Origin of the sequence: Streptomyces sp. NBC_00620, from assembly GCF_026341825.1 — a bacterium.
In the GTDB taxonomy this organism is placed as follows: Bacteria; Actinomycetota; Actinomycetes; order Streptomycetales; family Streptomycetaceae; genus Streptomyces.
In genome coordinates this window covers 3,916,021-3,928,417 of the sequence record NZ_JAPENY010000001.1, presented here as the reverse complement: position 1 = coordinate 3,928,417, position 12,397 = coordinate 3,916,021, and the positions used below count along the sequence as shown (strand labels likewise).

Below are 12,397 nucleotides of genomic sequence, written 5' to 3'. Positions count from 1 at the left end.
GTGCCACGGACGAACGAGCGAACCGCGAAGGGACCCCCCGTGATCGTCATCGCCCACCTCAGCGACCCCCACATCGACAGCGGGCGGCGCAGCATCGAACGCACCCGCGCCGTCATGACGTACCTCGAAGGCCTCCCCTACGACCTGGACGCCGTCCTCGTCACGGGCGACATCGCCGACCACGGCCTGCCGTCCGAGTACGAGGAGGCCCGCCGGCTTCTCACCTCCCGGCACCCGGTCCTGGTCTGTCCCGGGAACCACGACGAACGAACCGCGTTCCGCGAGCACTTGCTCGGCCTCCCTGCCGCCCCGGGCCCGGTCAACCAGGTCCACCATGGGCCCGGTCTCACCCTCGCCCTGTGCGACTCGTCGGTCCCGGGCAAGGACCACGGCCACCTGGACGACGAGACACTGACGTGGCTGGACGACGTACTGGCGAAGGCCACGACCCCGGTCCTGGTGGCCTTCCACCACCCGCCGGTCACGCTCAACATGCCGTACGTCGACGGCATCCGGATGTTCGACGAGCAGCGCCTCGCCGAGCTGAGCACACGCCGCTCCCGCCTCACGGCGTTCCTGGCCGGTCACGCGCACACCCCGGCGGCCACCACGTTCGCCGGACTGCCGCTTCTGGTGGCTCCCGGCGTCGTCTCCACCAGCCGCCTCCCGTGGGAACGCCGTGCACACGCGCAGGATCACGTCCACCTGGACCTCCCGCCCGGGCTCGCGTTCCATGTGTTGGACGCGGGCGGGAGACTGACCACCCATTACAGGAGCGTCACCGTGTAGATGGTTCAGAGCGGGCGGATCGCGCGGCCGACTCCGGGTACAAGTCCCGGGGTACGCCCTTCCAGACCAGGCCGCCGACGAGCAGGCCCCATCTCACCCGAGCCTCACCCCGACTCGTCCCCCTCCTCCTCCGGATCCCAGTCCAGCAACCGCACCTTCGCCACCGTCCGCACATGCCGGCGCATCGCCGCGGCCGCCTGTCCCGGGCGCTGGGCCGCGATCGCGTCGAGGATGGCCCGGTGCTGGGCGAGGGAGCGGCTCGGGCGGCCGGGCTGGCGGAGGGACTCGTTGCGGCTCTCGGTGATCTGGTCGGCGATGGAGCGCATGAACTCGGCGAGGATGCTGCTGTGCGCCGCCGCGGTGACCGCCGCGTGGAACAGCCGGTCGCCCTCCACTCCGGGCCTCCTCCTCCGCGTCCGCAGGCAGTTGACGATGAAGCCTGGCAGTTCAGTCAACGAATAATCGGTTGTCCACCGGCGATGGTGGTGGATCCAATGGCCGGCATGATCCACCCGGGCACGCCCGCCGCGGCGAGACGTGACGAACGCGAACCGCCGGCCCGGGTCGGCACGCGATCCGGGCAGACCGCAACCGCACGCTCCCAGGGGAGACGCCACCCGATGAACACGCCAGTATCGCCGTCCGGACCGGAGTACGCAGACGGGTCGCCCGTCCGCCTGGGCGCCCTCGTCCCGCTGACCCGGCCCGGCTGGGTCGCGGCGGGCCGACACCTGCTCGCAGGACTCGACCTGGCCGTTCGCGAGGTCAACGACGCCGGCGGGATCGACGGCAGACCACTTGAGCTGCTGGTCCGGGACACCGCGGCCAGCCCGGAGCGGGCCGCGGCGGCCGTGGACGAACTGGCCGGCCTGGGCGTGGCCGCCGTGGCGGGCGAATATCACAGCGTCGTCGCTCGCGCCGCCGCCGCCCGGGCGGACGCCCTCGGCGTGCCGTTCCTCTGCTCGTCCGCGGTGCTCGACGCACTCACCGAGGAGCCGACGGAGTGGGTCGCGCGCCTGGCCCCGGCCCAGTCCCACGGCTGGCGGATCTACGCGGACTTCCTCCTCGGCGCGGGCCACAGTCGAATCGCCGTGGCGACGCAGCCGAGCGTCTACTGGGCGACCGGCACCCGCGTCCTGCGCGACCACCTCGCTCCCCGCGGCGGCACCGTCGTCGAACTCGACACGAACGCGCTCACCCCCGAGGCCCTGTGCGACGCGCTCGTCGACCACGGCGCGACGGCGTTGCTCCTACTGGTCGGCCATCCGGAGCCGGCGGTGCCGATCGTCAGGGCCGTCCGGGGCGACCGGCGGCTCGCGGAGACCATGATCGGTGCTCCGGCCGGGCAGCCGGAGTTCGCCGAATGGGCGGCGCTGCTGGGCGAGGACGGCGCCGGGATCCCGTTCCTCCGCTACCTGCCCGAGCACCTCGGTCCGCTCGGCGAACGCGTCGGGAAGGAGCTCCGCGAGCAGCTCGGCGAAGCGCCCTCCTTCGTCGCCTTCGAGGGCTGGGACACCGTCGCCGTCCTCGCCGCGGTGCTGCGCTCCCACGGCGCGGACCGGGCGGCCATCGCCGAGTCATGGCCGCGCGTGGCGGTCGAGGGCACCCGCGGGCCGATCCGGTTCTCCCGCCCGCCGGGCATCGGCGTCTGGCAATGGGCTTGGGCACCGGTCCAGGTCGTCGACCGCGACCCGGCCGAACCCGATCGCTTTCGGATCCTCCACGCCAAGTGAGTGAGTACGGAGTCCGACTGCCCGGATCTGTCCGGCACTTGAGGCTCTCACCCCTAGTGCGGCTTGCGTTCCGCCCTAGTGCGGCTTGCGTTCCGCGGCGGCATGCCACCAGCCAGGTGGAGATGTGCCCGTGACCTTGGCCGTGGGCTGGTCGGGATGGAGACCGAGGCGTCGCAGCGCGCCGGCGTCGATACGGATGTCGAACCAACCGTGCCAGTGGCCGTCAGGGCCGATGCCACAGGCCAAACCCCACTGGATCTCGTCCGGTTCGAAGGGCATCCAGTCAATGCCGCGGTCGCGCAGTCAAGCGCGGGTGGCCGCCATCGGGTGGAGGCGGCCCGGCAGATTCTCGTAGGCCGCGATGGTGATCCAGTCGGTGATCGGCGGGTCCATGGCGTCCATGATGCCGGGTGGCCGACGGCAGCGAAGGTGGGCGGCGTTGACGGGGGCGGAGCCCGCGGCCGCCGGGCCCACCCGAGCGTCACCCCGGCTCGTCACCCTCGCCCTCCTCCTCCGGATCCCAGTCCAGCAACCGCACCTTCGCCACCGTCCGCACATGCCGGCGCATCGCGGCGGCCGCCTGTCCCGGGCGCTTGGCCGCGATCGCGTCGAGGATGGCCCGGTGCTGGGCGAGGGAGCGGCTGGGGCGGCCGGGCTGGCGGAGGGACTCGTTGCGGCTCTCGGTGATCTGGTCGGCGATCGAGCGCATGAACTCGGCGAGGATGCTGCTGTGCGCCGCCGCGGTGACCGCCGCGTGGAACAGCCGGTCGCCCTCCACGCCGTGGTTGCCCTCCTCGATCTCGCCCGCCATCCGGGCGAGTGAGAAGCGCAGGGCGGCCAGGTCCTCGTCCGTGCGGCGCTCGGCGGCCAGTTCGGCGAGCTTGGTCTCCAGTGCTTCGCGGGCCTCGAGTACGTCGGGCAGGCGGCGACGTCGTTCGACGAGCCGCTCGACGGGTTCGATGTCGAGGCTGTCGCGCACCAGGTATGTGCCGCCGCCGTGCCGGACCTCCACCAGTCCCTGGACCTCCAGGACCACGATGGCCTGCTTCACCGAGGCTCGGCTGACGCCCAGGCGGGCGGCCAGGTCGCGTTCGGGCGGGAGGCTGTCGCCCGCGCTCAGGCCCCCCTCGGCGACGTAGCTGCGGAGCCGTTCGAGGACCTGCTCGTACATGCGTGGCCTGGCCGCCATCGGGCGCAGTGCGTCGGTCATCCCCGTTCCCCCATCGCCTGTCTTGTGCGGCTCGCCCGGCTCACTTCGCTTGCTCGGCTTGTCCGTTGCGTCGCCCGGCTTGCCCGACTAACTGTCGTTACCTGTCGTGTGTCCCCCGCGGCCGCAGCGTAACACCGGGTGGTGACCGGTCCGATGGCCCTGTGGACAAGTGGACTGTGGACAAGTGGCTGAGCCAATTCGCGTCAGACTCCTTGACGCTCCATCCGGTCAACACCCAATGTGGACCAGCCACTTGGTCAATCGGCGGTGCAGCCACTGGGTCAATGAGTGGCGCAGCCACCAGGTCAATGAGTGGTGCAGCCACTTGACCAATCATCGGCCGAGCCAATCAACGAGGGACCCAGGGACGGGAGCCCGCATGTCCGCCGAACTGATTTCGATCATCGTGCTCGTCGCCGTGTTCGTGATCGCCACAACCCGATCCATCAACATGGGCGCTCTCGCCTTCGCCGCCGCGTTCGGCGTGGGTGAACTGGTCGCGGACTTCGACACCGACACGATCTTCGCCGGCTTCCCCGGCGACCTCTTCGTCGTGCTCGTCGGGGTGACGTATCTCTTCGCGATCGCTCGCGCCAACGGCACCACCGACTGGCTGGTGCACGCCTCGATCCGGGTCGTACGCGGACGGGTCGCGCTGATTCCCTGGGTGATGTTCGTCCTCACCGGGGCACTCACCGCGATCGGCGCGGTCAGTCCGGCCGCCGTGGCCATCGTCGCGCCGATCGCGCTGAGTTTCGCCACCCGTTACGGGATCAGTCCGCTGCTGATGGGGGCGATGGTCGTGCACGGCGCCCAGGGTGGCGGCTTCTCCCCGATCAGCATCTACGGATCGATCGTCAACGGCATCGTCGAGCGCGAGAATCTCCCGGGCAACGAGATCGCCCTCTTCCTCGCCTCGCTCATCGTCAACCTCGTCATCGCGGGCATCCTCTTCGTCGTCCTCGGCGGGCTGAAACTGAGGGGCGCCGACGCCGGAACGGAAGCCGCCGGAGGCAAGGGCGCGGACGAAGTCCCCGACGACGAGGAGAAGAAGGCAGAGGAGGACACCCGTCTCACCCCCGCCCGTATCGCCACGCTCGCCGCTCTCGTCGCCCTCGTCGTCGCCGTCCTCGCCTTCGACCTGGACGCCGGACTCACCTCGATCAGCCTCGCCGTCGTGCTCAGCGCCTGCTGGCCGGAGGACAGCCGCAACGCCGTGGGCCAGATCGCCTGGCCGACGGTGCTCCTCATCTGCGGCGTGCTCACGTATGTCGCCGTGCTGGACGAGATGGGCACGATCAAATGGGCCGGCGACGGCGTCAGCGACATCGGCATCCCGCTGCTTGCCTCCGTGCTCCTGTGTTACATCGGCGCGGTGATCTCCGCGTTCGCCTCGTCCGTCGGCATCATGGGGGCGCTGATCCCGCTTGCGGTGCCGTTCCTGGCGCAGGGCGAGATCGGAGCGATCGGCATGGTGGCGGCCCTCGCGGTGTCGGCGACGGTGGTGGACGTGAGCCCGTTCTCCACGAACGGCGCACTGGTGCTGGCAGCGGCACCCGGGGTCGACCGGGAGCGTTTCTTCCGGCAGTTGATGATGTATGGGGGGATCGTGGTGGCTGTGGTCCCCGCCGTGGTCTGGCTCGTGCTGGTGGTGCCCGGCTGGGGGTGACAACCGCGCGAGGCGGTGCGGCGAAAGCCGTACGGCAGCCGCGACTCGGCAACCACGGTGCAGCAACCGCGGTATGGCCACCGCGGTACGGCAACGACGACAAGGAGTACGACGCGTGTCCCCTCTCTTCCCGGCCCTGGTGTCGGGCGACTGCGCCGCTCGGCCCGCCCTGCGCTTCGGCGAGCGCTCACTGACCTACGGCGAACTCGCGGCCGCGAGCGCACCGCTGGCCGAACGGATCGGAGACGCGGGACGTGTCGCCGTGTGGGCGACGCCGACCCTTGAGACCGCTGTCGGGGTCGTGGCCGCACTGCTCGCCGGGGTGCCGGCCGTGCCGCTCAATCCGAAGTCGGGAGAGAGCGAGCTGGGGCACATCCTGTCCGACAGTCGGCCGTCGGTGGTGCTGGCCGAGGCGGGGGTCGAACTGCCCGGCTCCCTGCGCGAGTTGGAGCGTATCGACGTCGAAGTGCGCCCCAGAGGTGGCGGTACGGCCGTACGGGAAGCCCCGGAGGAGGACGCCGCCGCCCTCGTCGTCTACACCTCCGGCACCACAGGACCGCCCAAGGGCGCCGTCATCCCGCGCCGCGCGATCGCCGCGACCCTCGACGCGCTGGCCGACGCCTGGCAGTGGACGGGTGAGGACGTTCTCGTGCACGGGCTGCCGCTGTTCCATGTGCACGGGCTGATCCTGGGCATCCTTGGGCCGCTGCGGCGCGGTGGGGCCGTTCGGCATCTGGGGCGGTTCAGCGCGGAGGGCGTGGCGCGGGAGCTGAACGACGGCGCGACGATGCTGTTCGGGGTGCCGACGATGTACCACCGGCTCGCCGAAGTCCTGGACCAGGACATGGAGTTGGGCAAGGCGCTCGGCCGGGCGCGGCTCCTGGTGTCCGGTTCCGCCGCGCTGCCCGTGCACGACCACGAGCGGATCACGGCCGCGACCGGGCGCAGGGTCATCGAGCGGTACGGCATGACGGAGACGCTGATGAACACGAGTGTCCGGGTGGACGGTGAGCCCCGGCCCGGCACCGTCGGCGTGCCGCTGCCCGGGGTCGGCCTGCGGCTCGTGGAGGAGGACGGGTCGACGATCGCCGCGTACGACACGGACGGCGCCCCCACCGGCTTCTGCGACGGGGAGAGCGTCGGTGAGATCCAGGTCCGCGGGCCGAACCTCTTCACCGAGTATCTGAACCGGCCCGACGCCACCGCCGCCGCGTTCACCGAGGACGGCTGGTTCCGCACCGGCGACATGGCGGTCCTGGACGCCGACGGATACGTACGCATCGTCGGCCGCAAGGCCACCGACCTGATCAAGAGCGGCGGCTACAAGATCGGCGCGGGCGAGATCGAGAACGCGCTCCTCGAACACCCCGCCGTGCGCGAGGCCGCCGTCACCGGCGAACCCGACGAGGACCTGGGCGAGCGGATCGTGGCCTGGGTGGTACCGGAAGGCGCCCCCGACCCCGCCCTCGGCTCCGAGCTCTCCGACCACGTGGCCCGGCGCCTCGCCCCGCACAAGCGTCCGCGCGTTGTCCACTTCCTGGAGTCCCTGCCCCGCAACGACATGGGCAAGATCCTCAAGCGGGCTCTGCGCAAGGATGCGGAATGACTGAGCGGACTGAGCGGACTGAGCGCCTCACGGCCCGCGAGGTCATCGACCTCGTCACGGACGACGACGGGTTCAGTGAACTGCCCGTCCCCATAAGGAACTTCAAGCCCGACGGTCCACTGTCCTGGCAGGGTTACGACAACTCGCGCGCCCGCGCCGCCGCCCGCACCGGCGAGGAGGAGTCCGTCGTCTGCGGCCGTGCCGTCATCGGCGGTACCCCCGCCGTACTGATCGCCTTCGAGTTCGGCTTCCTGGGCGGCTCACTCGGCGAACGCACCGGCGACCGCCTGGAGTCGGCGTACACCTACGCGCGCGAACACCGTCTCCCCGTCGTCCCGCTCGTCGCCACCGGCGGCAGCCGGATGCAGGAGGGCATGCTCGCGCTCACCCAACTCCAGCGCGTGGCCCGCCAGTCGGCGCTCACCCGGGCAGCGGGGCTCGCACAGATCGCCGTCCTGCGGGACCCGACGACGGGCGGCGGCTGGGCCACGCTGGGCGCGGGCGCCGACGTGACCCTCGCGCTGCCGGGCGCCCAGGTCGGGTTCGCGGGCTCCCGGGTCCGCCCGCCCGACGCGGACCCGGCGGCGTACACGGCGGAGGCGCAGGTGGCGGCGGGCGCGGTGGACGCCGTCGTACGGCCGGAGGAGCTACGGGAGACGCTGGCGCTGTGGCTGAGACTCCTCACCAACCCCGGTCCCAGCCCGAGACCCAGCTCCAGCCGCTCGACGGAGGCCGAAGCCGAAACCGCGCCTTCCCTGCCCGGGGAGGCCGAAGCCGAGACCGCACCTCCCCCGTCCGGGGACGCCGAAGCCGAGACCGCACCACCCCTGCCCGGGAAGGCCGACGCCAAGCCCGCACCACCCCTACCCGGGGACGCCGACGCCAAGCCCGCACCACCCCCACCCGCCCTCGGCTCACCCGACCTCCCCACCACCGGCTGGGAAGCCGTCCAGCACGCCCGCGCTCCCCAACGCCCCCGCGCCGCCGCCTACTTGGACGCGTACTTCACCCACCGCGCCGCCATCAGCGGCGACCGCTGCGGCGGAACCGACGCCGGCATGCTGTGCGGATTCGGTCTCACGCCCGGCGGACGGACCATCGCGTACGCCGCGCAGTGCGGGACGGCGACCCGCCCCGCCGGATACCGCACCGCCGCCCGCCTGATCCGTCTCGCGGGCCGACTCGGCTTCCCGGTACTGACGTTGGTGGACACCCCGGGTGCCGCGAACGACGCGGACGCGGAGCGTCAGGGCGCGGGGTCGGCGATCGCGGACCTGTTCGCGGCCGTGGCCACCGCCCGTACACCGGTCACCACGCTGTTGATCGGCGAGGGCGGCTCGGGCGGCGCCCTCGCGCTCGCCGCGCCCGGCAACACCTGGGCCACGCCGGACAGTTACTTCTCGGTCATCGCGCCGGAGCTCGCGGCCGCGATCCTGAAGCGCCCCGCGGACGAGGTGCGCTCCACCTCGGACCAACTCCGCATCCGTCCACAGGACTTGGCGGAGCTGGGAGTGGTCCGGGGCATCACGGAGAACCCGACGGAATGACCGGATTTGGGTGGCGCCGCCTCCCCCCTCCCAAGGGGAGGCGGCGCCTGCTCGAAGGGGGATGCTGACCGCACCCCACCGCGCGGGTGCTCCCCGCACCTCACCGCGCGGAGGCCTACCGCACCCCCACCGCCCGGATGATCTCCTGGCTCACCGAGCCACCCCGGTCGTCACTCGCGGAGGCCCGCAGCGAGATGTACTCGGCGTCACGCGGCACCGTCAGCGTCCCGCTCCAGGACGCCTTCCCGGCACCGAGTTTCACCGTCCGCCACGTCTTCCCGTCGTCGTACGACACCTCCAGCTTCCCGCCCGCAATGGTCCCGGTGTCCGCCGCGCCCTTCACGTACTCGGCGTAGATCCCCACCGGTACCCGGCTGCCGCCGCGCACGTCGCCCGTGAGGTTGGTGTCGATGTCGTAGCCGAGGTTGAGGAGTGGCAGGAAGGTCCAGCGGTCCTCGGGCGTGGCCGCCGACTTGAAGGTCCACTCGGAGTGGCCCTTGGTGGACAGCTTCCAGCGGTCCGCGTCCAGCGTCGTGTCCGTGACGACCTTGTACGTGTGCTCGTCGGCGGGCGCGTCCCAGACGTACGCGCCCGAGCTCATGCGCCGGTCGACGAGGGTTCCGTCCTGGTACACCGCCGTGAACTGGGTCATGCCGTTGTCCGTACTCCACACGTCGCCGAAGCCGGTGTGGTCGGGCCCGGAGTCGCCCCAGCCGGGTGTGTTGAACTGCATCTGGTTGCCGACGCGTTGCTGGCCCCAGCCGAGACCGGTGCCGAGCCAGGGATGCCAGACGGGCTTGAACCAGTCGAGGTCCGGGTGGGTGCCCCCGCGGTACCGGACAAGTCCGCTGCGCTCCTCCAGCGCGCTGTCCCCGAGGTCCACGGACTCGTGCCACAGCTGTCCGGCGCCGGTGGAGACATAGTCGGTCCGCTCGGCCGGGTAGTCGATCCGCTCCTTGAAGCCGATTCCGATGGGGAAGGTGTCGGTGATCGAGTAGCGGAACTCGCCGCCCGACACGGGCTTCGCGGCGTGGAACTCGGTGTCGAGAACGGCGAGTTCGCGGTCGCCGGGCTCGTACGTGAGATCCCCGCGAGGGATGGCGCCCGCGTGCCCCTCCGAAAGGTCGTACGTGTAGGGCGTGTTGCGCGTCCCCGTCATGTCGACGCTCTTGGACGCCCGCAGCCTGGCCGCGTCCGCCGCGTTCACCGTGGCGATCTGCAGCGGCCGGTCGAGGTAGTCCTCCGTGCCGAACCAGGCGTTGAGCCGTCCGGCCGTGTCGTCGGTCACGAACAGCGCCTTGGCGCCCGCGTCCTGGGCCGCCTGGGCGAGGGCGGCGGGTTCGACGCCGTCGCCGAGCCGTGCGAGAACGGCCTTGCCCTTGACCCCGGTGAAGGGGCCCTCCCCGACATCCACGAGCGGCAGCTTGCTGCGCCCCTCGATCAGCGTGGTGCCCGGCTGGACGACCGCCCCAGCAACACCCTTGACCTCGAGGAGCGGCTTGCCGAGCCGCCACACGGTCCGGTACTCGAAGGTGCCCTCGGTGACCTTCGTGGTGGGCGCGGCGAAGATGCTGTCGTACTTCACCGGAACCTGGACGGCCTCGAACAGGTCGGCCCCGCCCGCCTTCCGGCTGTACTCCATAAGGAGCTGCCGGGTCTCGGTCCGCCGGTCGACCTTCGCCTCGATCTCCTTCAACTGCCTTCCGTCGAGGGTGACTTCACGGTCCTGGTCGAGCGTGACCTCGGGTGCCGTGAGGAAGCCGAGCCCGAGTGAGTCCGCGCCGTTGCCGCCGCGCACGTCGAGGAAGGTGTCCAGGCTGTACGCCCCCGGCTTCAGCCGGAGTTCCAGGGTGCCGGAGTCGTCGACCGGCGCCCAGAACGGGTCGACGCCCTCCGTGAGCTGCTGGACCACGAGACCGGCGGCCGTCGCGGCTCCGTCACGGTCCTTGACGTGCACGGTGAGCGTGTACCGCTCCTCCTCCTTGACCAGCCCGAACGCGGTGTGCGCGACGGGAGTGCCGGCCACGGAGGCGACGATCTGCCCGGACGTGTTGCCGACGGCCGCCTTCGTGCCGTCGCCGGTCACCGTGGTGGCCGCGGTTCCGTGCGCGGGCACGGTGAGCGTGGAGTCGGCGAGGGTCGCGACACCGTCGGGCGCGCCCTGCACGGCGAGGGTCAAGTCCACTGCCGTGTCGGAGGAGTTGGTGTACGTCACCGTCTTGGTGACGGGTTCGTTCGCTTCGTACGGCCAGCCGTAGAAGCCGAGGTCCGCGCTGCCGGTGGCGGTGACCGAGGTGCCGATCGCGTCCGGCACGCTCACGCGCCCAGAACCCAACACGTAGGCGGAGGCGTCGAGTTGCTTCGACGTGGACATCAGCGCGTCCTTGAGTTGCGCGCCGGTCCAGTCCGGGTGCTTCTCGGCAAGCAGGGCGGCCACCCCCGCGACATGCGGCGTCGCCATCGACGTACCGCTCATGCTCTCGTAATAGCCTTCGCCGCCCACGAGTTGGGAGCGTGCGGCGAGGATGTCGACGCCCGGCGCGGAGAGGTCGGGCTTGAGGGCGTTGTCGCCGTAGCGCGGGCCCGCGCTGGTGAAGTAGGCGGCCTCGTCGGCGGAGTCGACCGCGCCGATGGTCAGCGCGGAGTCGGCGGCGCCGGGTGAGCCGATGGAGGACGGGGCGCCGGTATTCCCGGCGGCGATGACGAAGAGTGCGCCGGTCTCCCGGGAGAGGGTGTTGACTGCTTCGGCCATGGGGTCGGTGCCGTCGCCGGCCTCGGTCGAGCCGAGGCTCATGGAGATCACCTTGGCGTGTACGTCACGCGCGGCCCACTCCATACCGGCGATGATCTGCGACTCGCTCCCGGACCCCTGGTCGCTGAGGACCTTGCCGACGGCGAGCGTGGCCCCGGGCGCGACGCCCTTCTCCAGCCCGTCCGAAGCGGCGCCGCTCCCGCCCACGGTCGAAGTGACGTGCGTGCCATGGCCGTTGCGGTCGGCGACTTCCTGACCCTCGATAAAGCTCTTTGTCGCCGAGACCCGTCCGGCGAGGTCGGGATGTCCGACGTCGACGCCCGTGTCGAGGACGGCGACCGTGACCCCCTTGCCGGTGAGCCCGGCCTCCCACGCCGCCGCCGTGCCGATCTGCGCGTTGCTCTCGGCCATGTCGGCCGTGACGCGCCCGTCGAGCCAGACCTTGTCGATGCCGTCCTGGGCGGTGAGTGCCTGCCAGAAGGTGCGCCCCTTGTCCGCGTCGACGGCGGCGCCGTCGATGCTCGGCAGGGCACGCGTGCGCTCGGCCCCGCGCGGAGTCACCGCACGCGCCTTCTTCTCGTACGTGACGATCAGCGGCAGCTCGTCCGTCTTCTGGTCGGTGAGCCCCTGCCGTATCAGCTCGCTCACGTCGAACAGCCGCCGGTCGAGGGTGCCCGCCCGCAGATACGGCAGCGCCTCGTCCGGTACGACGGTGACGGTGCCGTTCGCCACCTGGGTGCGCACGGCGCCGGTGGCACCCTTGGGGCGCTCGACGGTGACCGTCTTCTTCCCGCCGCCCAGGTCGGTGACGGTCACCTGGTCGCCGGTGACGAGGGTTACGGTGCGGGCGGCGCTCGCGGCCCCAGTGGCAGTCGACGTCCCGGTGGCGGTCGAAGTCCCGGTGTCCGGTGCGGCCGCCGCCTGCCCGGTGGGCAGCAAGGCGATCACGAGCCCGGCCGACAACAGCGCCGCCCCGCGTCTCGCTGGTCCTCTGGTCATCTTCGCCCTTTCTCGTCGGCGGCATGCCCTGTGTGCTGCGAAGAGTGTCGGGGGGCTTGTGTTGCGGATGAGTTGACGGGACCTGGCGGGAA

Annotated in this window: 9 protein-coding genes and 1 pseudogene; 5 read left to right on the top strand and 5 right to left on the bottom strand. The window is 71.4% G+C overall.

The features are described from left to right. Positions 1-39: 39 nt before the first annotated feature. Positions 40-789 (top strand): metallophosphoesterase, encoded by a 750-nt coding sequence (locus OG246_RS17990; RefSeq protein ID WP_266463027.1) that lies wholly within the window; start codon positions 40-42, stop codon positions 787-789. Between the two features lie 104 nt (positions 790-893). Here the strand turns inward: OG246_RS17990 and OG246_RS17985 are convergent. Next, positions 894-1,187: pseudogene (locus tag OG246_RS17985) on the bottom strand (FadR/GntR family transcriptional regulator); the annotation flags it as partial. Positions 1,188-1,409: 222 nt separating this feature from the next. Here OG246_RS17985 and OG246_RS17980 point away from each other — a divergent pair. Next, on the top strand, positions 1,410-2,522 hold the full coding sequence (locus OG246_RS17980; protein ID WP_266463024.1) for an ABC transporter substrate-binding protein: 1,113 nt from the start codon (positions 1,410-1,412) through the stop codon (positions 2,520-2,522). Positions 2,523-2,597: 75 nt separating this feature from the next. Here OG246_RS17980 and OG246_RS17975 read toward each other — a convergent pair whose 3' ends face one another. From OG246_RS17975 to OG246_RS17965, 3 genes are read right to left on the bottom strand one after another with little or no spacing between them, the layout of a single operon-like run. Then, positions 2,598-2,801: a hypothetical protein gene (locus OG246_RS17975; RefSeq protein ID WP_266463021.1), complete on the bottom strand. Its 204-nt coding sequence runs from the start codon at positions 2,799-2,801 to the stop codon at positions 2,598-2,600. Positions 2,802-2,825: 24 nt separating this feature from the next. Further along, positions 2,826-3,020 carry a hypothetical protein gene (locus OG246_RS17970; RefSeq protein ID WP_266463019.1) on the bottom strand — a complete coding sequence of 65 codons (195 nt, stop codon included), beginning with the start codon at positions 3,018-3,020 and terminating at the stop codon, positions 2,826-2,828. Continuing rightward, on the bottom strand, positions 3,004-3,732 hold the full coding sequence (locus tag OG246_RS17965) for a FadR/GntR family transcriptional regulator (RefSeq protein ID WP_266463017.1): 729 nt from the start codon (positions 3,730-3,732) through the stop codon (positions 3,004-3,006). Before OG246_RS17965 ends, OG246_RS17970 begins: the two co-directional genes overlap by 17 nt. A gap of 379 nt (positions 3,733-4,111) precedes the next feature. Between OG246_RS17965 and OG246_RS17960 the strand changes: the two genes are divergently transcribed. The 3 genes from OG246_RS17960 (at position 4,112) to OG246_RS17950 (ending at position 8,554) form a co-directional block, all read left to right on the top strand. Then, positions 4,112-5,401 (top strand): SLC13 family permease, encoded by a 1,290-nt coding sequence (locus OG246_RS17960; RefSeq protein ID WP_266463014.1) that lies wholly within the window; start codon positions 4,112-4,114, stop codon positions 5,399-5,401. A 115-nt stretch (positions 5,402-5,516) separates the two neighbouring features. Continuing rightward, positions 5,517-7,007, top strand: a complete 1,491-nt coding sequence (locus OG246_RS17955; RefSeq protein WP_266463011.1) for an acyl-CoA synthetase — start codon at positions 5,517-5,519, stop codon at positions 7,005-7,007. After that, positions 7,004-8,554 (top strand): carboxyl transferase domain-containing protein, encoded by a 1,551-nt coding sequence (locus tag OG246_RS17950; protein ID WP_266463008.1) that lies wholly within the window; start codon positions 7,004-7,006, stop codon positions 8,552-8,554. Before OG246_RS17955 ends, OG246_RS17950 begins: the two co-directional genes overlap by 4 nt. A gap of 115 nt (positions 8,555-8,669) precedes the next feature. On the opposite strand, the gene OG246_RS17945 is transcribed toward OG246_RS17950, so the two are convergent. Further along, positions 8,670-12,305 carry a S8 family serine peptidase gene (locus OG246_RS17945; protein ID WP_266463006.1) on the bottom strand — a complete coding sequence of 1,212 codons (3,636 nt, stop codon included), beginning with the start codon at positions 12,303-12,305 and terminating at the stop codon, positions 8,670-8,672. Between the last annotated feature and the right edge of the window lie 92 nt (positions 12,306-12,397).